Raw genomic sequence first — 24,670 nt, 5'->3', positions numbered from 1 at the left:
GGAGTCCTTAGCCTGCGGTGAATTCGGTGTACTCGTCCGCGGAGAGCAGGTCGTCCGGCTCGTCCGTGACGCGCACCTTGAACAGCCAGCCACCCTCGAAGGGGGCGGAGTTCACCAGGGACGGGTCGTCCACGACGTCCTGGTTGGTCTCGGTGATCTCGCCGGTGACCGGGGCGTAGAGGTCGCTGACCGACTTGGTCGACTCCAGCTCGCCGCAGGTCTCACCCGCGGTCACGGTGTCACCGACCTCCGGGAGCTGGACGAACACGACATCGCCGAGCGCGTTGGCCGCGTGCTCCGTGATGCCGACCGTCGAGACGCCGTTCTCGGCGCCCGACAGCCACTCGTGCTCCTTGCTGTAGCGCAGCTGCTGGGGGTTGCTCATGGCCTGGATTCTCCTGTACGCGGGGGACTGCTGATGCAGCGGGGACGTGGATGAGCTGGGCGGACGTGCCCGGGGGTGCCCGGCGCCGCGAGGGGCGCCGGGGCCGGGGTCACCGGGATCGCCTGGGGACCAGTGTCACTTCTGGCGCTTGTAGAACGGCAGCGCCACGACCTCGTACGGTTCGTGGCTGCCCCGGATGTCGACCCCCACACCGGCGGTGCCGGGGGCGGCGTGCGCGGCGTCGACGTACGCCATCGCGATCGGCTTGCCGAGCGTGGGGGAGGGGGCACCGGAGGTGACCTCGCCGATCACCTCGCCGCCGGCGACGACGGGGTACCCGGCGCGGGGCACGCGGCGGCCCTCGGCGACGAGCCCGACGAGCACGCGCGGCGGGTTGTCCGCGGCACGGGAGGCCGCCTCGGAGAGGGCCTCGCGGCCCACGAAGTCGCCCTCCTTCTCGAACTTCACGACCCGCCCGAGGCCGGCGTCGAAGGGGGTGAGCGACGTCGTCAGCTCGTGCCCGTACAGCGGCATGCCCGCCTCCAGGCGCAGCGTGTCGCGGCAGGACAGGCCGCAGGGGACGAGCCCGGCCGGGGCTCCCGCCTCGGTCAGCGCCTGCCACAGCTTCTCGGCGTCGGCCGGCGCCACGAACAGCTCGAAGCCGTCCTCGCCGGTGTAGCCGGTCCGCGCGATCAGCGCCGGGACGCCCGCGACGGTGCCCGGCAGACCCGCGTAGTACTTCAGGCCGTCGAGGTCGGCGTCGGTGAGCGACTTGAGGATCCCGGGCGACTCCGGGCCCTGCACCGCGATCAGCGCGTACGCGTCACGGTCGTCGCGCACCGCGGCGTCGAAACCGGCCACCCGCTCGGTCAGCGCGTCCAGCACCACCTGGGCGTTGGAGGCGTTCGCGACGACCATGTACTCCTGCTCCTGGAGCCGGTACACGATCAGGTCGTCGAGGATGCCGCCGTCCGCCCGGACGATCATGGTGTAGCGGGCGCGGCCGACACCGACCGAGGCGATGTTGCCGACGAGGGCGAAGTTCAGGAAGGCGGCGGCCTCGGGGCCGGTGACCGTGATCTCGCCCATGTGGGAGAGGTCGAAGAGACCGGCCTTCGTGCGGACCGCGAGGTGCTCGTCGCGCTCGGAGCCGTAGCGCAGGGGCATGTCCCAGCCGGCGAAGTCGGTCATCGTCGCGCCGAGAGAGCGATGCAGGGCATCGAGCGCGGTGTGACGGGGGGCGTTACTGCTCATCGGTGGGGCTCCCAAGGCATGACGGCGAGGTCGTTCCTCCCCATCTGTCATCGGAACCTGAGAGGTTCATCACGACCCGGCGAACCGGTGGTCCTGACTTGCACCTTGGGTGGAGCCACTGGTCAGCGGCCCGCTTTTCAGATGTGCCTCGCCCGCGCGGTATCGGGGCCTGAGAGATTCAAGGGAGGGACTTGCTCCTTCGGCGCCCGGGCGGATGTGCCCCGGGACTCTCCCGCGCGGATTCAAGCGGCCGGTATGCAGTTGGCGGGCACATCATTGCACGCATCCGTGAAACCCGGCAGGGGCGGCCCGTCCGGCGGCCGGCCGAGGACCTGTGACCGGTCTGTGGCAGGACGGGGACGGAAACGGGAGGCGCCCCGCATTACCTTCTCTTTACACTCGACGGGGATGGGACTCCGGATCCGAGGGGGAGGACGACCAGGGTGAACAGGACCACGGCGTACGCGACGAGTTCGGGCCTCGCACTGCCGGAACAGCCCGCGGCCCAGGCCCGGAAGGCGCGCGGGCGGTCCGGGACCGTCGTCCGCGACCTGCGCGAGCGCGCGGGACGCAGCCCGCACGGGCTGTCCTTCGGCCCGGCCGACCTGGTCGTGGTGACCGGACTCCCCGGCAGCGGCAAGTCGACGCTGATGCGCCGGGCCGTGAGCGGCGCCCGCGTCGACTCCCAGGACACCCGCGACCGCTGGGACACCCGCCTCTCCCGCTTCCTGCCGTACGCGCTCTACCGCCCCGTCGTCCGCGTCGCGCACTACGCCGGACTGCGCCGCGCGCTGCGCTCGGGAGCCGGCGTCGTCGTGCACGACTGCGGCACCCAGGCCTGGGTGCGCCGCTGGCTCGCCCGCGAGGCCCGGCGCCGCGGCGGCACCCTGCACCTGCTGCTCCTCGACGTCCCGCCGGACACCGCCCTGGACGGCCAGCGCGAGCGGGGCCGGGGGGTCTCGCGCTACGCCTTCCTGCGCCACCGCCGCGCCGCCGGCCGGCTGCTGCGCGCCGCCGAGAAGGGCGACCTGCCCGAGGGCTGCGGCTCGGCGGTCCTGATCGACCGGGCCGCGGCGGACGTGCTGCGCCGCATCGACTTCGGCGACTGACCCCCGTACGCGCCCACCGGCTAGGGTTTCCAGCCGGAACAGCGGTTCACAGCAGGCGGTAGACAGATGGACTTCCCGGCACAGGCGCACCCGCACCCCCATCCGCACGGCGGATGGCCAGGCAACGAACTGGAGGAGGTGCTCTCCGCATCCCTCGGAGTCCCCTCGGCGGGCGCCCGGATCGTCGAGGTGCTCGGCCGCAGCTTCCTGTGGATCCCGCTGCCGAACGGCGGCGGCCCGCACAGCGGCCCGCTCGACCTCCCCACGATGGAGATCGCGGGACAGGCGTACGTCCCGGTCTTCAGCTCGGAGGAGCAGTTCCGCCAGGTCGCCGGCGGGCACATGCCGTACACGATCGCGCCCGCCGTGGAGTTCGCGCGCGGCCTGCCCCCGCAGGTCGGCCTCGCCGTCAACCCCGACGGTGTGGTCGGCGTGCCGCTGCCGCCGCCCGCCGTCGCCGAACTGTGCCGCACCGGACGGACCCCGCTGGACGGTCCCGCGAGCGGCGGCCGGGTCCGGCTGTTCGAGCCCGACTGGCAGGACGACCCGGTCGACTTCCTGTCCGCCGCCTCCGCCGAGTTCGCGGCGACCGGCGTCGTGCTGACCGCCCGCCGCTGCCTGGCCAGCATCGAGGGCGGCGACCCGGTGATGTTCGTGGGCGTCGAGCTGTCCGACTGGGAGGGCCCCGCGCGCACCTACCCGCTGGACGCCCTCGGCCGGGCGCTCGGCCGGGTCCCGGTGGACCGGCCGGTGAACCTGGTCCTCCTCGACGTCACCCAGGATCCGGTGGGCGACTGGATGCGCGCCCAGGTGCGGCCCTTCTACCAGCGGGAGTACTGACCGGGCGGGCCCGGCCCCCGGGCGGGCGCCCGACGCCACGCGAACCGGCGAAGCCGAGCGTCAAGTTCCTGTCAGGAACGCCGCTTAAGCTGGTTTCATGGCTCGGTCGAGGTGTTGACGTGCTCCCGGACGGGGAGGCCGCGCGAGCGCCCCGGGGGCAATGGGTGAGTTCATGATGATCTGTTCGCGAAGGGGCGGTTGAAGGTGAGCGCGTCGGGCACGGCCGCGGCCGGGCAGGTCGAGCACATGCTGCGCCAGGTGACGCCCGGGCGTTACGACGCCTACGAGGCGCTCCTGCGTGCGCTCGCGACCCCTTCGAACGGCCAGATCTGGATGCTGCTCTGGCACGGCCAGGCCGGCTCGCCGGACGCCCAGTACGGGAACATGGAGGTGGGCGGCTACGGCTACGCCCCCTGCGTGACCTCGGCCCAGGAGCTGTCCGCCAGCGGCTGGAACAGGTCGTACGAGGTCGTGGACGGTCTCGACGTCGCCCGCACCCTCTACCCCGACCACTTCGGGCTCTGGCTCAACCCGCACGCCCCCGGCGGGGGCGTCGGCATCCCCTGGCTGGATCTGCGCCGGATCGCCACCGGCCTCGAACGCCAGCCCGCGGGACCCCTGCGGCTGTCCGAACCGGCCATCGAGATCCCGCAGTTCTACGCCCTCCTCACGCAGAACGCGCACCGCACGTCCGCCGTGCGCTCGCTGCGCCGCGCCTGGGTGCAGCCCGCGCTCGGGGCGCCGTACCTGGCCATCGGTCTCGACGTCTACGACACGTCACCGGCCGCCGTCGACTCGGTGCGGGCGATGATGCAGCAGTCCGTCGGCGCGGTCCCGGACGGGCTGCCCGTGTCCACCGTCGCGATGTCCGACGCCTACGACCCGGTGGCCATGTGGCTGCGCGCCAACGCGCGGCCCTTCTACGACCGTGAGGCGCACGCGGCACCCGCGCAGGCCCCCGCGGCCGGCGGCTACGGCTACCCACAGCCACGGCCGTACTGATCTCCCATCCGTCGGAAAACCGGGCTGCGCCGCGTCCTTCGGACGCGGAACCCGGCGCTGACCAGCGCGCTCGAAGGCGGAAGTACGGGATGTCCGTGTTGCGGACGAGGTGACAGGAAAGCGTCCCCCGTGGGACCTTGCGGCCCAATTGCCCCCTGTCCGACCCCCGTTACCCGCCGTCCGGATAACGGAACCCCCCAGCCCGCATCACGTTTAGGCATCCATTCACCGCCAAGTCTGGCAACAGATCGCCGAGGCGTTGAAGACTCCCGGTCCAGGGGTGTTCGCCCCTTTGTACGACGGACTGATCATGCCGCTACCAGCGGCACGTGTGGGCCGGCTACCGCCGGTTGAGAGGGGTCCCTGCCACGATGACGGCACCATTGCACGAGCCGACCGCTGAAGCGGCCCCGAGCGCGGCCGAGGAAGCGGCGGTTGTCAGCGCCGATCCGAAGGCGGTTCAAGGACGCTCTCTCGGCCGGATCGCCTGGGAGCGCCTCAAGCGGGACAAGCTGGCCCTCACGGGCGGTGTCGTCGTGCTCGTGCTGATCGTGATCGCGATCCTCGCCCCGGTGATCGCCAACCTGGTCGGCCAGGATCCCGAGTCGCACCACGAGAACCTGATCGACCCGCTGTTCTCCACGCCGACGGGTTCCCTCGGCGGCATCAGCGGCGACCACCTGCTCGGCGTCGAGCCGGTGAGCGGCCGCGACATCTTCGCCCGCATCATCTACGGAGCCCGCATCTCGCTCCTCGTGGGCTTCCTGTCCGCGCTGGTCGCCGTGGTCCTCGGGACCGTCCTCGGCATCCTCGCGGGCTTCTTCGGCGGCTGGGTGGACGCGGCCATCAGCCGTGTGATGGACGGTCTGCTGGCCTTCCCGCAGCTGCTGTTCATCATCGCCCTGGTCTCCGTCATGCCGAACGAGATGCTGGGCCTCACGGGCACCGGCGTGCGCCTGTTCGTCATGATCCTGGTGATCGGCTTCTTCGGCTGGCCCTACGTCGGCCGCGTGGTGCGCGGCCAGACGCTCTCGCTGCGCGAGCGCGAGTACGTGGAGGCGGCACGGAGCCTGGGCGCCGGGCGGTTCTACATCCTGTTCAAGGAACTGCTGCCCAACCTCATCGCGCCCATCATCGTGTACACGACGATGATGATCCCCACCAACATCCTCACCGAGGCGGCGCTCAGCTTCCTGGGTGTCGGCGTCAAGCCGCCGACGGCCTCCTGGGGACAGATGCTCTCCTCGGCGATCGACTACTACGACTCGGATCCCATGTACATGGTGATCCCCGGTGTGGCGATCTTCATCACCGTGCTCGCCTTCAATCTCTTCGGCGACGGCGTGCGTGACGCGCTCGACCCGAAGGCTTCCCGCTGAACTGCCGTACCCCCGGGGCCTGTGAATCATTCGCAGGCCGCCTACATCATTTCGGAGGATCCGAGATCGTGACTACCCAACGCACCACAGGGCGGCGCAAGCAGGCCGTGGCCGCAGCTGCCGTGGTCGCAGCACTGCTGAGCACGGCTGCGTGCGGCGGCGGCGACGACAACAACGGCGGCGGCAAGAACGGCGGCGCTGCCGGCTTCAACGCCGGTAACAACAAGGTCGCCAACGCCTCGTCGAAGAAGGGCGGCGAGCTCAAGTTCGCCGGCGCCCAGGACGCCGACTCGTGGGACACCACCCGCGGTTACTACGGCTTCGCGTGGAACTTCATGCGCTACTACAGCCGTACGCTCGTCACGGGCAAGGCCGCGCCGGGCAAGGCCGGGGCCGAGCTCACCCCCGACCTCGCCGAGGGTCTCGGCAAGGTCTCGGACGACGGCAAGACCTACACGTACACCCTGCGTGACGGCGTCACCTGGGAGGATGGCAAGCCCATCACCTCCAAGGACGTCAAGTACGGCATCGAGCGCCAGTGGGCGCAGGACGTGCTGTCCGGCGGTCCGGTCTACCTGAAGGACCTCCTGGACCCGAAGGGCGAGTACAAGGGCCCCTACAAGGACAAGTCCAAGGACAAGCTCGGCCTGAAGGCCATCGAGACGCCGGACGACAAGACGATCGTCTTCAAGCTCCCGAAGGCGAACTCGGACTTCGAGGACATCCTCGCCCTCGCCTCGTCCGCGCCGGTCCGCCAGGACAAGGACACCAAGTCCAAGTACGGCCTGCACCCGTTCTCCTCGGGCCCGTACAAGTTCGAGAGCTACACCCCGAACAAGAGCCTGACGCTGGTTCGCAACACCGAGTGGAAGCAGTCCTCGGACCCGATCCGCAAGGCGCTGCCGAACAAGATCTCGATCAAGTTCTTCACCAACGCCAACGACCTGGACCAGCGCCTGATCGCCGGCGACTACGACCTGGACCTCGCGCAGACCGGTCTGTCGCCGCAGGGCCGCACCACCGCCCTGAAGCAGCACAAGGGCAACCTGGACAACCCGGTCTCCGGCTACATCCGTTACGCGGTCTTCCCGCAGACGGTCAAGCCGTTCGACAACGAGCACTGCCGCAAGGCCGTGATCTACGGCGCCGACCACAAGTCGCTGCAGACCGCGCGCGGTGGCCCGGTCGCCGGCGGTGACATCGGCACCAACATGCTCCCGCCGTCCGTCCCGGGCTCCGAGGGCCAGAAGTACGACCCGTACAACGCCGCGAAGAACGACGGCGCCGCGGACATCACCAAGGCCAAGGAAGAGCTCAAGGCCTGCGGCAAGCCGAACGGCTTCAAGACCACGATCGCGGTCCGCAACAACAAGCCCGTCGAGGTCGCGACCGCCGAGTCCCTCCAGGCGTCGCTGAAGAAGATCGGCATCACCGTCGACATCGAGCAGTTCGACGGCGCCCAGACCACCGGCATCATCGGCAGCCCTTCGAACGTGAAGAAGAAGGGCTACGGCATCATCATCATGGGCTGGGGTCCGGACTTCCCGACCGTCCAGGGCTTCGGTCTGCCGCTGTGGTCCGGCAAGTACATCCTGGAGAGCGGTAACAACAACTTCGCGATGATCGACGACAAGACCATCAACGGTCTGTTCGACGACTACGTGAACGAGCTGGACGAGGCCAAGAAGGTCGAGCTGGCCAAGGAGATCAACCACAAGGTCATGGAGGGCGGTTACTACCTGCCCTTCGTCTTCGAGAAGTTCATCAACTGGCGCTCGAACCGGCTGACCAACGTCTACACGACGGACAACTACAGCGGTCAGTTCGACTTCGTCAACCTCGGCGTGAAGTAATCCCGACCGGCGCACCCGCCATAAGGCACGAAAGGCAGGTGAAGGCCGGAGCGGTGTGAGCCGTGGGCCACCGGAAGACCTCCGGTGGCCCACGGCCCCGCCGTCGGGCCGAGAGCAGTGCTCGCTTACCTCATCAGGCGGCTCTTCGCCGCCGCAGTGATGCTGGTGGTCATCATTCTGGTGGTCTTCGGCATCTTCTTCCTCGTCCCCAAGTGGGCGGGGGTCGACCCGGCCACGATGTTCGTGGGCAAGCAGGCAGACCCCGCAGCCATCGAGGGCGTGCGGGAGAAGCTCGGTCTGGGCGACCCGATCTTCGTCCAGGTGTGGGAGTTCTTCAAGGGCATCTTCGCGGGGCGCACGTACGCGTCCGGCGGCGACGTCACGAACTGCGCCGCGCCGTGCTTCGGTTACTCCTTCCGCAGCGAGCAGGCCATCTGGCCGCAGATCACCGACCGCTTCCCAGTGACCCTGGCCCTCGCGCTCGGTGCCGCTGTCCTGTGGCTGATCTTCGGTGTCGCGGCGGGTGTGCTCTCCGCGCTCAAGCGCGGTTCCCTCTGGGACCGCGGTGCGATGGTCGTCGCCCTCGCCGGCGTCTCGCTCCCCATCTACTTCACCGGTCTGCTGTCGCTCGCGATCTTCAGCTACGGGCTCGGCTGGCTCGACGCCCAGTACGTCCCGCTGGAGGACGGCCTCGGCGGCTGGATCGGCGGCATGATCCTCCCGTGGATCACGCTCGCCTTCCTCTACGCGGCGATGTACGCGCGGATCACCCGGGCCACCATGCTGGAGGTCATGGGTGAGGACTACATCCGCACCGCCCGCGCGAAGGGCCTGCGCGAGCCGGTCGTCATCGGCAAGCACGCCATGCGCTCCACGATGACGCCCATCCTGACCATGCTCGGCATGGACCTCGGCGCCCTCATCGGCGGCGCGATCCTGACCGAGACCACGTTCAGCCTCCCCGGCCTCGGCCAGGCGGTGCTGAAGGCGATCAGCGACAAGGACCTGCCCGTCATCCTCGGGGTCACGCTGATCACCTCCCTCGCGGTGATCGTCGCCAACCTCGTCGTGGACATCCTGTACGCCGTGATCGACCCCCGAGTGAGGCTCGCATGACCGACCTCAGCAAGAGCGGAGCCGCGGTCGGCGAGCCTGTCACGGGCTCTCCCGCACCGTCCGCCTTCCTCGAAGTGCGCGACCTGAAGGTCCACTTCCCGACCGACGACGGTCTCGTCAAGTCCGTCGACGGGCTCAGCTTCACGCTGGAGAAGGGCAAGACCCTCGGCATCGTGGGCGAGTCGGGCTCCGGCAAGTCGGTGACCTCGCTCGGCATCATGGGCCTGCACACCGCCGGCCAGTACGGCAAGCGCAAGGCCCAGATCTCCGGTGAGATCTGGCTGAACGGCACGGAACTGCTGTCCGCCGACCCCGACTACGTGCGCAAGCTGCGTGGCCGCGAGATGGCGATGATCTTCCAGGACCCGCTGTCGGCGCTGCACCCGTACTACACGATCGGGCAGCAGATCGTGGAGGCGTACCGGATCCACCACGACGTCGACAAGAAGACCGCGAAGCGCCGCGCCGTCGAGATGCTCGACCGCGTCGGCATCCCGCAGCCGGACAAGCGCGTCGACAGCTACCCGCACGAGTTCTCCGGCGGTATGCGCCAGCGCGCGATGATCGCGATGTCGCTGGTCAACAACCCCGAGCTGCTCATCGCGGACGAGCCGACGACCGCCCTCGACGTCACCGTCCAGGCGCAGATCCTCGACCTCATCCGGGACCTGCAGAAGGAGTTCGGCTCCGCGGTCATCGTGATCACCCACGACCTGGGCGTCGTCGCCGAGCTGTCCGACGACCTCCTGGTGATGTACGGCGGCCGCTGCGTCGAGCGCGGTCCCGCGGAGAAGGTGTTCTACGAGCCCCGGCACCCCTACACCTGGGGTCTGCTCGGCTCGATGCCGCGGCTGGACCGCGAGCAGACGGAGCGCCTCATCCCGGTCAAGGGCTCCCCGCCCTCGCTCATCAACATCCCGTCCGGCTGCGCCTTCAACCCGCGCTGCCCGTACGCGGACGTCCCCAAGGACAACGTCACCCGCACGGTCCGCCCCGAGCTGTCCGAAGTGGGCAGCAAGCACTGGGCCGCCTGCCACATGACGCAGGAGCAGCGGGAGCGGATCTGGACCGAAGAGATTGCGCCCAAGCTGTGAGTGAGAACGCAGAGGACAAAGCAGTGAGCATCCCTGCACAGAGCGGCGGCGCGACCCTCGCCCCGGGTGCCGCCCCCGGTGAGACCCTGCTCAAGGTGACCGGCCTCAAGAAGCACTTCCCCATCCGGAAGGGCCTCCTGCAGCGTCAGGTCGGCGCGGTGCGGGCCGTCGACGGCATCGACTTCGAGGTGCGCTCGGGCGAGACCCTGGGCGTCGTGGGCGAGTCGGGCTGCGGCAAGTCGACGATGGGCCGGCTGATCACGCGGCTGCTCGAACCGACCGAGGGCAAGGTCGAGTTCCAGGGCAAGGACATCACGCACCTCGGTGTGGGCGGCATGCGGCCGATGCGCCGTGACGTCCAGATGATCTTCCAGGACCCGTACTCGTCGCTGAACCCGCGCCACACCATCGGCACGATCGTCGGCGCTCCCTTCAAGCTCCAGGGCGTCACGCCCGAGGGCGGCATCAAGAAGGAAGTCCAGCGGCTGCTGTCGGTCGTGGGTCTCAACCCCGAGCACTACAACCGCTATCCGCACGAGTTCTCCGGCGGCCAGCGCCAGCGCATCGGCATCGCCCGCGCGCTCGCGCTCAACCCGAAGCTGGTCGTCGCGGACGAGCCGGTCTCGGCGCTCGACGTGTCGATCCAGGCGCAGGTCGTCAACCTGCTGGACGACCTCCAGCAGGAGCTCGGCCTGACGTACGTGATCATCGCGCACGACCTCTCGGTGGTGCGGCACGTCTCGGACCGCATCGCGGTGATGTACCTCGGCAAGATCGTCGAGCTGGCGGACCGCGACGCGCTCTACAAGGCGCCGATGCACCCGTACACCAAGGCGCTCATGTCGGCCGTGCCGATCCCGGACCCGGCCCGGCGCAACGCCAAGAGCGAGCGCATCCTGCTCAAGGGCGACGTGCCCTCGCCGATCTCCCCGCCGAGCGGCTGCCGCTTCCACACGCGGTGCTGGAAGGCGACGGAGATCTGCAAGACGACCGAGCCGCCGCTCCTGCAGCTGAAGCCCGGCCAGCAGGTCGCCTGCCACCACCCGGAGAACGCCGCGGACCAGGCGCCGCAGGACACCGTGCTGCTGTCGGCGGCGCGGGAGGCGGTCGAGCTGGTGCCGGACGCGGTGCTGGCGCAGACCTCCGCCGTGGCGGTGCAGGAGTCCCTCAAGGAGGCCGACGCGGCGCCGGCGGCCACCGAGGAGCCGGCCGTGACGCCCGCCGCCGAGGAGCCCGCCGTGACGGCGGAGCCCGCCGCCGAGCCGAAGGCCGCCGCTGCCCCGGAGACCGCGGAGCCCGTGGCCGCCGAGCCCGTGGCGACGGAGTCCGAGGCCGCCGAGCCCGCGGTGACGGAGTCCAAGGCCGTGGAGCCCGCGGTGACGGAGTCCGAGGCCGCCGAGCCCGAGGCCGCGAAGCCCGCGGCAGCGGACTCCGACATCGCCGAGCCGGTGACCGCGCGGCCCGCGACCGCCGAGCCCGTGGCTGCGGAGCCCGACGCCGCGAAGCCCGCGGTGACGGAGTCCGAGGCCGCGAAGCCCGCGGTCGTGGAGCCGGACGCGGGGAAGCCCGCGACCGCGAAGGCGGACGACGCCGGGGACACTCCCGTCAAGGAGTAGGCCCGCACGTGAACAGGGAGGGGAGAGCGCGGGCGCGCTCTCCCCTCCCTGTCGTGGCGGGTAAGAATGTCGGGTGCTTCAGCAACTGTTCAGCCCCTCCGTCCAGCACACGCTCGACCTGGTCGGCATCTTCGTCTTCGCCATCTCGGGTGCGCTGCTGGCCGTCCGCAAGAACTTCGACGTCTTCGGCATCGCCGTCCTCGCCGAGGTCACCGCGCTGGGCGGCGGGCTGTTCCGGGACCTCATCATCGGCGCCGTGCCGCCGGCCGCCTTCACGGACCTGGGGTACTTCATCACCCCGCTGCTGGCCGCGCTGCTCGTCTTCTTCCTCCACCCGCAGGTGGAGCGCATCCAGGTCGCGGTGAACGTCTTCGACGCGGCCGGCCTCGGTCTCTTCTGCGTCGCCGGTACGACGAAGGCGTACACCTACGGCCTCGGGCTCACCCCGTCCGCGGCGCTGGGCCTGGCCACGGCGGTGGGCGGCGGCGTGCTGCGCGACGTGCTGGCCAACGAGGTGCCCTCGCTGCTGCGCTGGGACCGCGACCTCTACGCGGTGCCCGCCATCGTCGGCGCCACGATGGTGGCCCTGTGCATCCGCTACGACGTGCTCTCGCCGTTCACCAGCGGACTGGCCGTCGTGACCGCCTTCGTGCTGCGGCTGCTCGCGATGCGGTTCCACTGGCGGGCGCCGCGGGCCTGGAACCGGCGCTCGACCGTGCAGGAGACGGAGGAGTGAGCGCGGGATTCACGGGATCGCAACGGAGAAAAGCTACTGCTTAGTAATCTCCTGTTGTACCGTTCAGGCATGTCTGAAGCAGCTTCCGTACAGGCCACGCGGGCCACGGTCGGCGACAGCGAGTTCGACCGGGACACCGCGGTCACCCTGCGCGAACCCGGCGTCTACGACATCGACCTGTCCGCCGGGTGGACGATCATCAGCGCCGTCAACGGCGGGTATCTGCTGGCCGTCCTGGGCCGCGCGCTCGGCGACGCCCTGCCGCACTCCGACCCGTTCACGATCTCCGCGCACTACCTGACCGCGTCCCAGCCGGGCCCCGCGGTCGTCCGCACGGAGGTCGTCCGCACCGGCCGCACCCTGTCGACCGGCCAGGCCTCGCTCTTCCAGTACGACGAGGAGGGGCGCGAGGTCGAGCGGATCCGCGTGCTCGCGTCGTACGGGGATCTCGGCGCCCTGCCCGACGACGTCCGCACGACGGCCAGGCCGCCCGCCATCCCGCCCATGGAGCAGTGCTTCGGGCCGCAGGACGGACCGGCGCCCGTGCCCGGCAGCTCCGCCATCACCGACCGGCTGATGCTCAAGCTCGACCCGGCCACGCTCGGCTGGGCCCTCGGCTCGCCGTCCGGCAAGGGCGAGATGCGGTCCTGGTTCGGTCTCGCCGACGGCCGCGACCACGACCCGCTCTCGCTGCTCCTCGCGGTCGACGCGCTGCCGCCGACCGCCTTCGAGCTGGGCCTGTCCGGCTGGGTGCCGACGGTCGAGCTGACCGTGCACGTGCGCAGCCGCCCGGCCCCGGGACCGCTGAGGGTCTCCATCACCACCCGGAACCTCGCCGGAGGCTTCCTGGAGGAGGACGCCGAGGTGTGGGACAGCGCGGACCGGCTGGTCGCGCAGTCCCGTCAGCTCGCGCGCGTCCGGCTCGGCTGAACCCCGGCGCGGGGGCCCGCCGTTCGCCGGCGGGCACCCCGCTCCGTGTCTTCGTCCGCGCTCACGCGGTGACCAGCGGGCGGCGCCCCAGCCAGGACGCCAACTGCCCGTACACGTCGGCTCCTTCGGGGGCCGGCACCGCGGAGGCGAAGTGACCGCCCTCCTCGCGCCGCGCCTCGGGCAGCACCCGCCGGGCCACGGCGAGCGCGAACCGGGCCGGTTCCGGGTCGAGTTCGAGCGGCGACCCGAGGGCCTCCGCGAGGTCCCAGGTGTGGGTGACCGCCTCCATGACGTATCCGGCCAGGGCGGCGCGGCCCGGCACCTCGCCCCACGGCACCCGGACCAGGGCGTCGAGCCGGGCGTCGTCCGCCCAGTCCCGCCGCACCCGCTCCCGCGCCTCGTCGTACGCGGCCGCCCAGCCGTCGTCGGGAACGCCCTCGGCGTACGGGGCCACGGCGAGTCCGTCGCCGCCCGCGCCGATCAGCGCGATCCGGCGGGTTCCGCCCACGATGTGCGACAGCAGCCTGCGCACGTCGTACTCGGCGCACGGGGTCGGCCCGTCCAGCCGCTCGGGACGGACGGTCCCGATCAGGGTCGCGAGCTGTCCGGCGGCGCTCCGGTACAGGGGGCGGGGATCGGGCATGGCGTTCATCTCGACCTCTTCTTTCGTGCACCGCGAGTCGGTGTGCCCACAGGCTCCCGGCATAACCTGACAGTTTCCGTCAGCATTTGCCGAGCGTCCGGCGGACGCGGAATGCTGGGTCCGTGAAGTCCGGCCGCCTGCTCTCGATCCTCCTGCTGCTGCAGACCCGCGGCCGGGTGCCCGCGCACGAACTCGCCCGCCGCCTGGAGGTGTCGGTGCGCACCGTCTACCGGGACGTCGAGGCACTGTCGGCCTCGGGTGTCCCCGTGTACGCGGAGCGCGGACGGCACGGCGGCATCGAGCTGCTCGCCGGATTCCGTACGGACGTCACCGGGCTGACCGCCGACGAGTCCCGCGCCCTGTTCATCCTGGCCGCGCAGGGGGCGCACGCCGCGCTCGGCCTGGACGCCGCGCTCGGCTCGGCACTGCGCAAGGTGATGGCCGCGCTGCCCGCCCCGCACAGACCGGCGGCCGAGGCCACCAGCCGCCGCGTCCTCGTCGACGCCACCCGCTGGAAGGGCGGCCCGCAGCCCGCCGTCGACCTGGAGGTGCTGCAGGACGCGGTGTTCGCCGACCGCCGGCTGCGGCTGCGCTACCGGCACAGCGGGCGGAGCGAGCCGAGCCGGTACACCGTCGACCCCTACGGCCTCGTGTCCAAGGCCGGCGTCTGGTACCTCGTCGCCGACCGGCGCGGCAGGCCGCAGCTCTTCCGCGCGGACCGGGTGCGCTCGGCCACGCTCCTCGCGGAGCCGGTCAGGCGCCGGCCGGGCGTGGAACTCGCCGACGCCTGGGAGGTGTTGCGCCGCCAGGTCGAGGAGCGGCCCGGCGGCATCGACGTCACGGTCCGGGTGCTGCGCTCGCGCCTCGACATGTTCCTGCGCCTGAACGCCGCCGCCCTCAGGGAACTGCCCGAGGACGACGGGGAGAGCGAGTGGGTGACGGCCGGGCTGTCGTACGGAGTCGTCCAGGAGGCCCGCTCCCTGCTCGCCTTCGCCGACCGGATCGAGGTGCTGTCACCGCCCGAGGTCCGCGCGGAACTGGCCGCGGCGGCGGCCGCCGTCACGGAGCTGTACGGGACCCCCGACGGGCGGGCGGGAGGCGGACCGGCGGCTCGGGGCTGATCCCGGCCCGAGGGCGGGGGAGGGGCGGGCGCGGGCAGGCGACCCGCAGCTGATTTGGATCGGGGACGCGGGAAGGGGCTTCGGTCAGCCCAGCCAGTGGCGGCGGCCGATGCTGATCAGCCGCATCTGGCGGCTCGCGACGCGTGCGACCCGGTCCCGTTCCTCCTCGGAGGCGTCGAGCGCCTCCAGGAAGAGCGAGGCCGTCATCAGCATCTGGTCCACGTACAGCGCCGCCAGCATGAGGAGGTCGTCGTCGCTCCAGCCCGCGGACTCCGGGTGCTTGGCCAGCTCGGCCCGCACCTCCTCGGAGAACCGGGCCAGTTGGCCGCTGATGGCCTCGCGCACCGGCTGCACACCGCCGTGCCGCTCGCGCGCGATGAAGCGGACGTGCGCCGGGAACGTCTCCACATGACGGGCAATCAGATCCACGGCACGCGCTATGCGTTCGTCGCTGTCGCCGGCCGCGGACACCGTGTGCCCGATCATCGGGTGCAGGCTGCCCAGCGCCTCCTCGACCAGCGCCACACCGAGGTCGGCCGTGGAGCGGAAGTGCCGGTAGAACGCGGTCGGGGCGACGCCGACCGCCCGGGTGACCTCGCGCAGTCCCAGGCTGCTGAGGCTCTGCTCCTCCAGCAGGCCGAGCGCCGCGTCCAGGAGGGCCTGGCGGGTCTTCTGCTTCTGCGCCTGGCGGATGCCGAGGGTGTGACTCATGCCATGCAGTTAACAACTGTTCTCCGGAATTGAAAAGCCGCCGGACGCGCTAGACTCATGAGTCAGTGAACAACTGTTACTACAACTGTTCACTGGAGCGTCAAGTCCCCGAAACATCCGGGGTGTTGAAAGGGGGACGGAATGCGGGCCATCGACGCAACCCGGACCTTCCGGGCGAGGGGACCGGACGCTCCAGGACCTCACGAGAGGAACGTCATGCTGATCCTGGTCGCAGCCCTCCTGCTGATGGGCGTCGTCATGGGCTCCGTGGCCCACGCGCCGCTGCCCCTCACCCTCGTCGCCGCGGCCGTCATCGGCCTGTGGCTGGTCGTCTTCGCGGTACGCGAGCGGCACTCCGGCAAGCGCCGCACCACCGCCCACTGACGCCCGCGCCACCCCTGACGGCGCGCGTCCCCGTCTCCGCCCACCTACCGCCGGGAGCTGAACCGATCATGGAACTCACCGCATCGCCGACCCGCCGGACCGGGATCCGGGACACCGACGGCATGGCCGTCGCCTCCTTCGTCCTCGGACTCCTCGGCCTGCTCGTCCTGAACCTCTTCCTGGGCCCGATCGCCATCGTCCTGGCCTCCGTCGCCCTCTGGCGCGGCACCGAGCGCAAGGGTCGTGCCCTCCTCGGACTGGGCCTCGGCGTCGCCGACCTCGTCGTCCTGCTGGCCTTCATGCAGGCCGACAACACGGTGTCCTGGAGCTTCTGAGCACCGACGGGACGAGCGAGGGACCACGCGGGCCGAGGCGACGGACGGCGGGCCCGTAGAATCGGGCCCACCATGGCTTACCTCGACCACGCCGCGACCACCCCGATGCTTCCCGAGGCGGCGGAGGCCCTGACCGCCCAGCTCGGCATCACGGGCAACGCCTCCTCCCTGCACGCCGCCGGCCGCCGCGCCCGGCGGACGGTCGAGGAATCCCGCGAGACCCTGGCGGACGCCCTCGGCGCGCGCCCCAGCGAGGTGGTCCTCACCTCCGGCGGCACCGAGGCCGACAACCTCGCCGTCAAGGGCCTGTACTGGGCCCGCCGCGACGCCGACCCCGCCCGCACCCGGGTCCTCGCGAGCCCCGTCGAGCACCACGCCGTCCTCGACGCCGTCGACTGGCTCGGGGAGCACGAGGGCGCCACCGTCGAGTACCTGCCGGTCGACGCGTACGGACGCGTCCACCCCGAGGCACTGCGCGAGGCCATCGCCCGCGACCCCGACGACGTCGCCCTCGCCACGGTCATGTGGGCCAACAACGAGATCGGGACCCTCATGCCGGTCCGCGAACTGGCCGACGTCGCCGCCGAGTTCGGCGTCCCGCTGCACGCCGACGCCGTCCAGGCCTTCGGACAGGTGCCCGTCGACTTCGGCGCCTCCGGGCTCGCCGCGATGACGGTCTCGGGCCACAAGATCGGCGGCCCGTACGGCATCGGCGCGCTGCTCCTGGGCCGCGAGTACACCCCGGTGCCCGTCCTGCACGGCGGCGGCCAGGAGCGGCACGTGCGCTCCGGGACCCTCGACGTGCCCGCGATCGCCTCGTTCGCCGTCGCCGGACGGCTGGCGGCCGAACAGCGCGAGTGGTTCGCCCGGGAGATCGGCGCCCTGCGCGACGACCTCGTGGACGCCGTGCGCAAGGCCGTGCCCGACGCGCTCCTCGGCGGCGACCCCGCCTCCTCCGGACGGCTGCCGGCCAACGCGCACTTCACCTTCCCCGGCTGCGAGGGCGACTCCCTGCTGCTGCTGCTCGACGCCCAGGGCATCGAGTGCTCGACCGGATCGGCGTGCACGGCGGGTGTCGCTCAGCCCAGCCACGTCCTCCTGGCCACCGGCGCCGACCCCGAACTGGCCCGCGGCACCCTGCGCTTCTCCCTCGGTCACACCTCCACCGAGGCGGACGTCGAGGCACTGGCCCGCGCGATCGGCCCGGCGGTGGAACGCGCCCGCACGGCGGGACTCACCTGACCGCGTCCGGCCACGGGCGAAGGCCGCGACGCCGGGACGCCGTACCCGCGGGCAGGGGTGCCCGGGCACGCGCCCGCCTCCGCGCGGCGGCGCGTCAGGCCGTCGTCGTACGCGCGCGCCGTACCAGCCGTATGTACCGGTCCCAGTCCCAGTGCGGGCCCGGGTCCGTGTGGTCCGTGCCGGGGACCTCGACGTGCCCGATGAGGTGCTCCCGGTCCACGGGTATCCCGTACCGCGCGCAGATCCCGGCCGCCAGCCGCGCCGAGGCGGCGTACATCGCGTCGGTGAAGGACGAGGCGCGGTCGACGAAGCCCTCGTGCTCGATGCCGACACTGCGTTCGTTGTACTCGCGGTTGCCCGCGTGGAAGGCCACGTCCAGCTCGCGGATCATCTGCGTGACGTGACCGTCCCGGCGCACGATGTAGTGCGCCGCCGCACCGTGCCCCGGATCCTGGAAGACCTTCACCGCGTCCCGGAAACTGCCCTGGGTGACATGGACGACGACCCGGTCTATGCCGTAGTCGTCGGGCCGGTCCGCGCGCCGCCAGTTCGCCGGCGAGGCCGCCACCCACCGGGCGCCCGCGAAGTCGACCGCGCCCGCCTCACGCGGCTTCTGGACCCCGGGCAGCCGCCACCACAGGTGCGCCAGCTCGTCCCGGGCCAGCGCGGCGCTGCCCACCGCGGCCGCCGTGCCTCCGATGAGCAGTGCCCGGCGCCCGAGGTGCCGGTCTCCGTCCGCGCCGCCCCCGCCGGGCGCGCCCTTCGTCTCCCCCATGCGATGCCCAACGGATATGCGGGGGCTCCGGTTCCCGGCGCCCCGTACCCTGGAGGGGCTATGACTGAGACCCCGCAGCGCACCCGCCCCCTTCGCGTCCTCGCCGCCATGTCCGGTGGTGTCGACTCCGCCGTCGCCGCCGCCCGCGCCGCCGAGGCCGGGCACGACGTCACCGGAGTGCACCTCGCCCTCTCGGCGAACCCCCAGTCCTTCCGGACGGGCGCGCGTGGCTGTTGCACCATCGAGGACTCCCGCGACGCCCGCCGGGCCGCGGACGTCATCGGCATCCCGTTCTACGTGTGGGACCTCGCCGAGCGCTTCCGCGAGGACGTGGTGGAGGACTTCGTCGCCGAGTACGAGGCCGGGCGCACCCCGAACCCCTGCCTGCGCTGCAACGAGAAGATCAAGTTCGCGGCGCTCCTCGACAAGGCGCTCGCCCTCGGCTTCGACGCCGTCTGCACCGGCCACTACGCCCAGGTGATCGTCCGCGAGGACGGCACCCGCGAGCTGCACCGTGCCTCCGACATGGCCAAGGACCAGTCCTACGTCCTCGGGGTGCTCGACGACCGCCAGCTGGCGCACGCGCTGTTCCCGCTCGGCGACACCGTCACGACGAAGGACGAGATCCGCGCCGAGGCGGAGCGCCGCGGCCTCGCCGTCGCCAAGAAGCCCGACTCGCACGACATCTGCTTCATCGCCGACGGCGACACCCAGGGCTTCCTCGCCGGCCGCCTCGGCCGGGCCGAGGGCGACATCGTCGACGAGTCCGGCGCCAAGCTCGGCACGCACGAGGGCGCGTACGGGTTCACCATCGGCCAGCGCAAGGGCCTGCGCATCGGCACCCCGGCCCCCGACGGCAAGCCGCGCTACGTGCTGGACATCTCGCCGGTGGACAACACGGTCACGGTCGGCCCGGCCGACGCCCTGGACGTCACCGCGCTGACCGCGGTCAGGCCCCGCTGGTGCGGCGCCGCGCCGTCCGGCCCCGGCACGTACACCGCCCAGCTGCGCGCCCACGGCGGCGAGACCGAGGTGGCCGCCGAACTCGTCGACGGCTCCCTGGAGGTCACGTTCACCGAGCCCGTGCGCGGCGTCGCGCCCGGCCAGGCGATCGTCCTGTACGACGGCACACGCGTGGTCGGCTCGGCGACGATCGCGACGACCACGCGCGCGAAGGCCGCCGTCTAGGGCCACCTCCGGCCCCCCCCTGATCGCCGGCCGCCCGCGGACCGACCCGCGGGCGGCCGGCTCCGTACCGGCGCTCAGCCGGTCTCCACCTCGTAGAAGCAGAGGTGGTCCTTGATCCGCGCGACGTCCGGCTTGGGGTCGGGATACGCCCACACCAGGTCGGGCGCGTCCGGCAGCGACCAGTAGGAGGCCGTGCCCTTGAACGGGCAGTACGTGTGGGTCTGCGAGGGCGTCAGCAGGTCGAGACGGACGTCCTCCGGCGGCAGGTAGTAGCGCACGGGACAGCCGGTCTCGCGCAGCAGCAGAGGCCGCTCGGTCTCCGCCAGGACCCTGCCGTCGTGCACCACGCGTACGCGTTCGGTGCCTTGCTCGATCGTGATCGTGTGTCCTTCAGCCATATCTGGACAGCACCGTCGGGCCCGCGCTTCTTCCCCTCGTACGGTGGACGCATGAACATCTGCGTCTTCCTCTCCGCCGCCGACCTCGACGACCGCTACACCCGGCCCGCCCGCGAGTTCGCGGAACTGCTCGGCAAGGGCGGCCACACCCTGGTGTGGGGCGGTTCCGACGTCGGACTGATGAAGGTGGTCGCCGACGGCGTGCAGCAGGCCGGCGGACGGCTGCTGGGCGTCTCCGTCGACTTCCTCGCGGCCAAGGCCCGCGAGGGCGCCGACGAGATGGTCGTCGCCCGGGACCTCGCCGAGCGCAAGGCGCTCCTCCTGGGGAAGGCCGACGCCGTGGTGATCATGGTCGGCGGCACCGGCACCCTCGACGAGGCCACCGAGATCCTGGAGATGAAGAAGCACGGCATGACCGAGATGCCGGTGGTCCTGCTCAACACCGCGGGCTTCTACGACGGCCTCAAGGAGCAGTTCCGGCGCATGGAGGACGAGGGCTTCCTGCCGCGGCCCCTCACCGAGCTGGTCTTCTTCGCCGAGGAGCCGGTGGGCGCGCTGGCCTACCTCGAGGAGAGCCACGGCACGCGGTGATGCGAGCATGGCGGACATGGCTACACATGTGATCACCGGGGCGGGTTCCGGCATCGGCGCGGCCGTCGCGCGCCGCCTGCACGCGCGCGGGGACGAACTCGTCCTGCACGCGCGCGACGCGGGCCGCGCGAAGGAACTCGCCGGGCAGTACCCCGGTTCGCGCACCCTGGTCGGCGACCTCGCGGACCCCGACAAGCTCTCCTGGGCGTTCTCCCACCAGTCCCTGCCCGACCGGATCGACTCGCTCCTGCACATCGCGGGCGTGGTCGACCTCGGCCCCGTCGGCGAGCTGACCCCCAAGACCTGGCGGCACCAGCTCAACGTCAACCTGATCGCCCCCGCCGAACTCACCCGCCACTTCCTGCCCCAGCTGCGCCTGGCCCAGGGGCACGTGGTGTTCGTCAACTCCGGCGCCGGACTCAGCGCCCACGCCGACTGGTCCGCGTACGCCGCCTCCAAGCACGGCCTGAAGGCGCTGGCGGACTCCCTGCGCCACGAGGAGCACGGCAACGGCGTCCGCGTCACCTCCGTGTACCCCGGCCGCACCGCCAGCCCCATGCAGGCCAAGGTGCACCAGCAGGAGGGCAAGCCCTACGAGGCGTCCCGCTGGATCGACCCCGAGTCGGTCGCCACGACCGTGCTGGTGGCCCTGGACCTGCCGAGGGACGCCGAGATCAACGACCTGACGGTACGACCGGGCCGCTGACCTCGGCGGAAGGATTCCGTAGGCTGCCGGGGTGAGCGAAAACAGCGTGTTCAGGTTCGGGCCGGCGACCGGCGTCGGATCCATGCCGGGCGGCGACGCCCGGGAGGCCGCCAAGACCGTCGTCGGATCGTTCGAGGACTTCCCGTTCCTGCCCGAACTCCCCGCGCGCGGCCCCGGCGCCGACATGATCGGCCGGACCGCCGGGATGCTCGTCGAGCTGTACGCGCGCGTGGAGCCCAGCGGCTGGCGGATCGGCGACCGGCCCGGACGGGACACCCGGCGGGCCCGGTCCTGGCTCGGCGAGGACCTGGACGCCTTCGAGGAGTTCACCCAGGGCTACGAGGGCCCGCTCAAGGTGCAGGCGGTCGGCCCCTGGACGCTGGCCGCCGCACTGGAGCTGCGCAACGGCGAGGTGGCGCTCTCCGACCCGGGCGCCTGCCGGGACCTCGCCGGATCGCTCGCGGAGGGGCTGCGGACGCACCTCGCCGAGGTGCGCCGCCGGGTGCCGGGCGCCGACGTCGTCCTCCAGCTCGACGAGCCCTCCCTCATGTCCGTGCTGCGCGGCCAGGTCAGGAGCGCCAGCGGCTACCGCACCCACCGCGCCGTCGACCGGCAGGTGATCGAGTCCACGCTGCGGGACGTCTTCGGCGTCCAGGACGGGGGACCGGTCGTCGTGCACTCCTGCGCGCCCGACGTGCCGTTCGCGCTGCTGCGCCGGGCGGGCGCCGCCGCGATCTCCTTCGACTTCTCGCTCCTCACCGAGCGTGACGACGACGCGATCGGGGAAACGGTGGAGGGGGGCACCCGGCTGTTCGCCGGTGTCGTGCCGGGCACGGACGCCCCATTGTCAGACCCTGCCGGTAGCGTCATGGGTGTCAGGACGCTGTGGCGCAGGCTGGGACTGAATCCGGGGCTTCTCACGGAGACGGTCACGCTCACTCCGTCGTGCGGGCTCGCGGGGGCCTCCCCCGACTACGCGCGCACGGCGCTCGCCCACTGCGCCCGGGCGGCGAGATCCCTCGCGGACAACCCTGAGTAACGGGAGGACGACACGGTGGCCGGCGACCAGGACGCACAGACCGCCTCGACCGCGCAGCCCCTGCCCACCGAGGCACGGGAGAAGCACGCGGAGCTCGCCGAGCAGATCGAGGAGCACCGCTTCCGGTACTACGTGAAGGACGCTCCCGTCGTCAGCGACGCGGAGTTCGACAAGCTGCTCCGCGCGCTGGAGGCACTGGAGGAGGAGTACCCGCAGCTGCGGACGCCGGACTCGCCGACCCAGAAGGTCGCGGGCGCCTACGAGACCGAGTTCACGGCCGTGCAGCACCGCGAGCGCATGCTCTCCCTGGACAACGCTTTCGACGACGCGGAGCTCACCGCCTGGGCCGACCGCGTCGCCAAGGACGTCGGCACCCCCGGCTACCACTTCCTGTGCGAGCTCAAGGTCGACGGCCTCGCGGTCAACCTCACGTACGAGCACGGCCGCCTCACGCGCGCCGCGACCCGCGGCGACGGACGCACCGGCGAGGACATCACGCCGAACGTCCGCACCATCGCGGAGATCCCCGACCGGCTGAAGGGCGACCGCGTCCCGGACCTCGTGGAGATCCGCGGCGAGGTCTACTTCCCGATGGAGAAGTTCCAGGAGCTGAACGCCCGTCTGGTCGAGGGCGGCGACAAGCCCTTCGCCAACCCGCGCAACGCGGCCGCGGGTTCACTGCGCCAGAAGGACCCCCGGGTCACCGCAACCCGCCCGCTGCACATGGTCGTCCACGGCATCGGCGCCCGGCAGGGCTTCGACATCGAGCGCCTCTCGCAGGCGTACGAGCTGCTGCGCGAATGGGGCCTGCCCACCGCCCAGCACAACAAGGTGGTCGACGACCTCGACGGCGTACGGGAGTTCATCGCCCACTTCGGCGAGAACCGCCACTCCGTGGAGCACGAGATCGACGGTGTGGTCGTCAAGCTCGACGAGATCCCGCTCCAGGGACGCCTCGGCTCCACCTCCCGCGCGCCCCGCTGGGCCATCGCCTGGAAGTACGCGCCGGAGGAGGTCAACACCAAGCTGGTCAACATCCGCGTCGGTGTGGGCCGTACGGGACGCGTCACGCCCTACGCGCAGGTCGAGCCGGTGACCGTGGCCGGCTCCGAGGTCGAGTTCGCGACCCTGCACAACCAGGACGTGGTGAAGGCCAAGGGCGTCCTCATCGGGGACACGGTGGTGCTGCGCAAGGCCGGTGACGTGATCCCGGAGATCCTCGGCCCGGTCGTCGACCTGCGGGACGGCAGCGAGCGGGAGTTCGTGATGCCGGCCGAGTGCCCCGAGTGCGGCACACCGCTGGCGCCCGCGAAGGAGGGCGACATCGACCTCCGCTGCCCGAACGGCCGCACCTGCCCGGCCCAGTTGCGCGAGCGCCTGTTCTACCTCGGCGGACGCAAGAGCCTCGACATCGAGAACTTCGGCTACGTCGCCGCCGCGGCCCTCACCAAGCCGCTGGAGCCCGCCGAGCCGCCCCTCGTGGACGAGGGCGACCTCTTCGACCTCACCATCGAGCAGCTGCTGCCCATCAAGGCGTACGTCCTCGACCAGGACAGCGGTCTGCCCAAGCGCGACCCGAAGACCGGCGAGGAGAAGATCGTCACGGTCTTCGCCAACCAGCAGGGCGAGCCGAAGAAGAACGCCCTCGCCATGCTGGAGAACATCGCGGCGGCCAAGCAGCGCCCGCTCGCCCGCGTGCTGACCGGACTGTCGATCCGCCATGTCGGACCGGTCGCGGCCGAGGCCCTGGCCCGCGAGTTCCGCTCGATCGACCGCATCGAGCAGGCCACCGAGGAGGAGTTGGCGTACACCGACGGCGTGGGCGGGATCATCGCGGCCTCGCTGAAGCAGTGGTTCGCCGTCGACTGGCACCAGGAGATCCTCCGCAAGTGGCGGGCCGCGGGCGTGCGCATGGAGGAGGAGGACTCCGGCGAGGACCAGGGCCCGCGCCCCCTCCAGGGCCTCGTGGTCGTCGTCACCGGCACCCTCGAACACCACACGCGGGACGGCGCGAAGGACGCCCTGCAGAGCCGCGGCGCGAAAGTGACCGGATCCGTCTCCAAGAAGACGTCGTTCGTCGTGGTGGGTGACAACCCCGGGTCGAAGTTCGACAAGGCGATGCAGCTGAAGGTTCCGGTTCTGAACGAGGAGGGGTTCGCGGTCCTGCTGGAGCAAGGGCCGGAAGCCGCCGCCGAACTCGCACTTCCGACCGAGGAGTAGCGG

At 71.4% G+C, this 24,670-nt stretch carries 25 protein-coding genes and 1 riboswitch; of the genes, 19 read left to right on the top strand and 6 right to left on the bottom strand.

Annotated elements, in window-relative coordinates; translation table 11 throughout:
* Nucleotides 1-7 precede the first annotated feature (7 nt).
* Both gcvH and gcvT read right to left on the bottom strand, forming a co-directional pair.
* Entirely contained in the window at nt 8-385 is a 378-nt protein-coding gene (gene gcvH / locus ACFYQQ_RS09035) for a glycine cleavage system protein GcvH (protein WP_355793244.1), read from the bottom strand.
* 135 nt (nt 386-520) lie between these two features.
* The gene (gcvT, locus tag ACFYQQ_RS09030; RefSeq protein ID WP_356171623.1) at nt 521-1,639 is read right to left on the bottom strand and encodes a glycine cleavage system aminomethyltransferase GcvT; all 1,119 of its coding nucleotides are present in this window, start codon (nt 1,637-1,639) and stop codon (nt 521-523) included.
* 147 nt (nt 1,640-1,786) lie between these two features.
* Nucleotides 1,787-1,884, bottom strand: a riboswitch (glycine riboswitch).
* Between the two features lie 198 nt (nt 1,885-2,082).
* Here gcvT and ACFYQQ_RS09025 point away from each other — a divergent pair.
* The 10 genes from ACFYQQ_RS09025 (at nt 2,083) to ACFYQQ_RS08980 (ending at nt 13,314) form a co-directional block, all read left to right on the top strand.
* Nucleotides 2,083-2,748, top strand: coding sequence for an AAA family ATPase (locus ACFYQQ_RS09025; protein ID WP_355794899.1), 666 nt, complete (start codon nt 2,083-2,085; stop codon nt 2,746-2,748).
* 66 nt (nt 2,749-2,814) lie between these two features.
* Complete coding sequence (locus tag ACFYQQ_RS09020) at nt 2,815-3,588, top strand: enhanced serine sensitivity protein SseB (RefSeq protein ID WP_356243800.1); 774 nt, start codon at nt 2,815-2,817, stop codon at nt 3,586-3,588.
* Between the two features lie 204 nt (nt 3,589-3,792).
* The gene (locus ACFYQQ_RS09015; RefSeq protein WP_355794028.1) at nt 3,793-4,590 is read left to right on the top strand and encodes an enhanced serine sensitivity protein SseB C-terminal domain-containing protein; all 798 of its coding nucleotides are present in this window, start codon (nt 3,793-3,795) and stop codon (nt 4,588-4,590) included.
* Between the two features lie 371 nt (nt 4,591-4,961).
* Nucleotides 4,962-5,969 carry an ABC transporter permease gene (locus ACFYQQ_RS09010; protein WP_356171629.1) on the top strand — a complete coding sequence of 336 codons (1,008 nt, stop codon included), beginning with the start codon at nt 4,962-4,964 and terminating at the stop codon, nt 5,967-5,969.
* 68 nt (nt 5,970-6,037) lie between these two features.
* A complete protein-coding gene (locus tag ACFYQQ_RS09005; RefSeq protein ID WP_355793040.1) occupies nt 6,038-7,822 on the top strand; it encodes an ABC transporter substrate-binding protein in 1,785 nt (594 codons plus the stop codon).
* Nucleotides 7,823-7,939: 117 nt separating this feature from the next.
* Nucleotides 7,940-8,938 carry an ABC transporter permease gene (locus tag ACFYQQ_RS09000; RefSeq protein ID WP_356171632.1) on the top strand — a complete coding sequence of 333 codons (999 nt, stop codon included), beginning with the start codon at nt 7,940-7,942 and terminating at the stop codon, nt 8,936-8,938.
* Nucleotides 8,935-10,032, top strand: a complete 1,098-nt coding sequence (locus tag ACFYQQ_RS08995; RefSeq protein WP_355793024.1) for an ABC transporter ATP-binding protein — start codon at nt 8,935-8,937, stop codon at nt 10,030-10,032. Before ACFYQQ_RS09000 ends, ACFYQQ_RS08995 begins: the two co-directional genes overlap by 4 nt.
* Before the next feature lie 23 nt (nt 10,033-10,055).
* A complete protein-coding gene (locus ACFYQQ_RS08990) occupies nt 10,056-11,648 on the top strand; it encodes a dipeptide ABC transporter ATP-binding protein (RefSeq protein WP_356171635.1) in 1,593 nt (530 codons plus the stop codon).
* Nucleotides 11,649-11,721: 73 nt separating this feature from the next.
* A complete protein-coding gene (locus ACFYQQ_RS08985) occupies nt 11,722-12,384 on the top strand; it encodes a trimeric intracellular cation channel family protein (protein WP_355794861.1) in 663 nt (220 codons plus the stop codon).
* 69 nt (nt 12,385-12,453) lie between these two features.
* The gene (locus ACFYQQ_RS08980) at nt 12,454-13,314 is read left to right on the top strand and encodes a thioesterase family protein (RefSeq protein ID WP_355794863.1); all 861 of its coding nucleotides are present in this window, start codon (nt 12,454-12,456) and stop codon (nt 13,312-13,314) included.
* Between the two features lie 61 nt (nt 13,315-13,375).
* Here ACFYQQ_RS08980 and ACFYQQ_RS08975 read toward each other — a convergent pair whose 3' ends face one another.
* A complete protein-coding gene (locus ACFYQQ_RS08975; RefSeq protein ID WP_356171639.1) occupies nt 13,376-13,966 on the bottom strand; it encodes a TIGR03086 family metal-binding protein in 591 nt (196 codons plus the stop codon).
* A gap of 113 nt (nt 13,967-14,079) precedes the next feature.
* Between ACFYQQ_RS08975 and ACFYQQ_RS08970 the strand changes: the two genes are divergently transcribed.
* The gene (locus ACFYQQ_RS08970; protein ID WP_356171642.1) at nt 14,080-15,078 is read left to right on the top strand and encodes a YafY family protein; all 999 of its coding nucleotides are present in this window, start codon (nt 14,080-14,082) and stop codon (nt 15,076-15,078) included.
* An 84-nt stretch (nt 15,079-15,162) separates the two neighbouring features.
* Here ACFYQQ_RS08970 and ACFYQQ_RS08965 read toward each other — a convergent pair whose 3' ends face one another.
* Nucleotides 15,163-15,789 carry a TetR family transcriptional regulator gene (locus tag ACFYQQ_RS08965; RefSeq protein WP_355794884.1) on the bottom strand — a complete coding sequence of 209 codons (627 nt, stop codon included), beginning with the start codon at nt 15,787-15,789 and terminating at the stop codon, nt 15,163-15,165.
* A gap of 216 nt (nt 15,790-16,005) precedes the next feature.
* Here ACFYQQ_RS08965 and ACFYQQ_RS08960 point away from each other — a divergent pair, with 216 nt between their 5' ends.
* The 3 genes from ACFYQQ_RS08960 to ACFYQQ_RS08950 all read left to right on the top strand — a co-directional run bounded on the left by ACFYQQ_RS08960 (nt 16,006) and on the right by ACFYQQ_RS08950 (nt 17,750).
* On the top strand, nt 16,006-16,173 hold the full coding sequence (locus ACFYQQ_RS08960; protein WP_355794886.1) for a hypothetical protein: 168 nt from the start codon (nt 16,006-16,008) through the stop codon (nt 16,171-16,173).
* A gap of 68 nt (nt 16,174-16,241) precedes the next feature.
* Entirely contained in the window at nt 16,242-16,508 is a 267-nt protein-coding gene (locus ACFYQQ_RS08955; protein WP_355789735.1) for a DUF4190 domain-containing protein, read from the top strand.
* 72 nt (nt 16,509-16,580) lie between these two features.
* The gene (locus ACFYQQ_RS08950) at nt 16,581-17,750 is read left to right on the top strand and encodes a cysteine desulfurase family protein (RefSeq protein WP_355789737.1); all 1,170 of its coding nucleotides are present in this window, start codon (nt 16,581-16,583) and stop codon (nt 17,748-17,750) included.
* Between the two features lie 94 nt (nt 17,751-17,844).
* On the opposite strand, the gene ACFYQQ_RS08945 is transcribed toward ACFYQQ_RS08950, so the two are convergent.
* The gene (locus ACFYQQ_RS08945; RefSeq protein WP_356171647.1) at nt 17,845-18,525 is read right to left on the bottom strand and encodes an N-acetylmuramoyl-L-alanine amidase; all 681 of its coding nucleotides are present in this window, start codon (nt 18,523-18,525) and stop codon (nt 17,845-17,847) included.
* A 60-nt stretch (nt 18,526-18,585) separates the two neighbouring features.
* Between ACFYQQ_RS08945 and mnmA the strand changes: the two genes are divergently transcribed.
* Nucleotides 18,586-19,713: a tRNA 2-thiouridine(34) synthase MnmA gene (gene mnmA / locus ACFYQQ_RS08940; RefSeq protein WP_356171650.1), complete on the top strand. Its 1,128-nt coding sequence runs from the start codon at nt 18,586-18,588 to the stop codon at nt 19,711-19,713.
* Nucleotides 19,714-19,787: 74 nt separating this feature from the next.
* Here mnmA and ACFYQQ_RS08935 read toward each other — a convergent pair whose 3' ends face one another.
* Nucleotides 19,788-20,111: a DUF427 domain-containing protein gene (locus tag ACFYQQ_RS08935; RefSeq protein ID WP_356171653.1), complete on the bottom strand. Its 324-nt coding sequence runs from the start codon at nt 20,109-20,111 to the stop codon at nt 19,788-19,790.
* A 51-nt stretch (nt 20,112-20,162) separates the two neighbouring features.
* On the opposite strand from ACFYQQ_RS08935, the gene ACFYQQ_RS08930 reads away from it, so the two are divergent.
* Genes ACFYQQ_RS08930 through ligA form a run of 4 tightly spaced genes read left to right on the top strand, consistent with a single transcriptional unit; the run spans nt 20,163 to nt 24,667 of the window.
* Nucleotides 20,163-20,702 carry a TIGR00730 family Rossman fold protein gene (locus ACFYQQ_RS08930; RefSeq protein WP_355789087.1) on the top strand — a complete coding sequence of 180 codons (540 nt, stop codon included), beginning with the start codon at nt 20,163-20,165 and terminating at the stop codon, nt 20,700-20,702.
* A gap of 7 nt (nt 20,703-20,709) precedes the next feature.
* Nucleotides 20,710-21,408 carry an SDR family oxidoreductase gene (locus ACFYQQ_RS08925; protein WP_355789084.1) on the top strand — a complete coding sequence of 233 codons (699 nt, stop codon included), beginning with the start codon at nt 20,710-20,712 and terminating at the stop codon, nt 21,406-21,408.
* A 31-nt stretch (nt 21,409-21,439) separates the two neighbouring features.
* Nucleotides 21,440-22,447 (top strand): methionine synthase, encoded by a 1,008-nt coding sequence (locus ACFYQQ_RS08920; RefSeq protein ID WP_355789082.1) that lies wholly within the window; start codon nt 21,440-21,442, stop codon nt 22,445-22,447.
* A gap of 15 nt (nt 22,448-22,462) precedes the next feature.
* Nucleotides 22,463-24,667: an NAD-dependent DNA ligase LigA gene (gene ligA / locus ACFYQQ_RS08915; protein WP_355789079.1), complete on the top strand. Its 2,205-nt coding sequence runs from the start codon at nt 22,463-22,465 to the stop codon at nt 24,665-24,667.
* Nucleotides 24,668-24,670: the final 3 nt, after the last annotated feature.

Origin of the sequence: Streptomyces sp. NPDC005496, from assembly GCF_042872045.1 — a bacterium.
Classification (GTDB): Bacteria; Actinomycetota; Actinomycetes; order Streptomycetales; family Streptomycetaceae; genus Streptomyces.
This window is presented reverse-complemented; position numbering and strand designations above follow the sequence as displayed.

Bases quoted from the DNA above. Each gene is read 5' to 3' on its own strand.
- gcvH (WP_355793244.1), bottom strand. From the start codon at position 385: ATGAGCAACCCCCAGCAGCTGCGCTACAGCAAGGAGCACGAGTGGCTG.
- gcvT (WP_356171623.1), bottom strand. From the start codon at position 1,639: ATGAGCAGTAACGCCCCCCGTCACACCGCGCTCGATGCCCTGCATCGC.
- ACFYQQ_RS09020 (WP_356243800.1), top strand. From the start codon at position 2,815: ATGGACTTCCCGGCACAGGCGCACCCGCACCCCCATCCGCACGGCGGA.
- ACFYQQ_RS09010 (WP_356171629.1), top strand. From the start codon at position 4,962: ATGACGGCACCATTGCACGAGCCGACCGCTGAAGCGGCCCCGAGCGCG.
- ACFYQQ_RS08995 (WP_355793024.1), top strand. From the start codon at position 8,935: ATGACCGACCTCAGCAAGAGCGGAGCCGCGGTCGGCGAGCCTGTCACG.
- ACFYQQ_RS08980 (WP_355794863.1), top strand. From the start codon at position 12,454: ATGTCTGAAGCAGCTTCCGTACAGGCCACGCGGGCCACGGTCGGCGAC.
- ACFYQQ_RS08975 (WP_356171639.1), bottom strand. From the start codon at position 13,966: ATGAACGCCATGCCCGATCCCCGCCCCCTGTACCGGAGCGCCGCCGGA.
- ACFYQQ_RS08965 (WP_355794884.1), bottom strand. From the start codon at position 15,789: ATGAGTCACACCCTCGGCATCCGCCAGGCGCAGAAGCAGAAGACCCGC.
- ACFYQQ_RS08960 (WP_355794886.1), top strand. From the start codon at position 16,006: ATGCTGATCCTGGTCGCAGCCCTCCTGCTGATGGGCGTCGTCATGGGC.
- ACFYQQ_RS08955 (WP_355789735.1), top strand. From the start codon at position 16,242: ATGGAACTCACCGCATCGCCGACCCGCCGGACCGGGATCCGGGACACC.
- ACFYQQ_RS08950 (WP_355789737.1), top strand. From the start codon at position 16,581: ATGGCTTACCTCGACCACGCCGCGACCACCCCGATGCTTCCCGAGGCG.
- ACFYQQ_RS08945 (WP_356171647.1), bottom strand. From the start codon at position 18,525: ATGGGGGAGACGAAGGGCGCGCCCGGCGGGGGCGGCGCGGACGGAGAC.
- mnmA (WP_356171650.1), top strand. From the start codon at position 18,586: ATGACTGAGACCCCGCAGCGCACCCGCCCCCTTCGCGTCCTCGCCGCC.
- ACFYQQ_RS08935 (WP_356171653.1), bottom strand. From the start codon at position 20,111: ATGGCTGAAGGACACACGATCACGATCGAGCAAGGCACCGAACGCGTA.
- ACFYQQ_RS08930 (WP_355789087.1), top strand. From the start codon at position 20,163: ATGAACATCTGCGTCTTCCTCTCCGCCGCCGACCTCGACGACCGCTAC.
- ACFYQQ_RS08925 (WP_355789084.1), top strand. From the start codon at position 20,710: ATGGCGGACATGGCTACACATGTGATCACCGGGGCGGGTTCCGGCATC.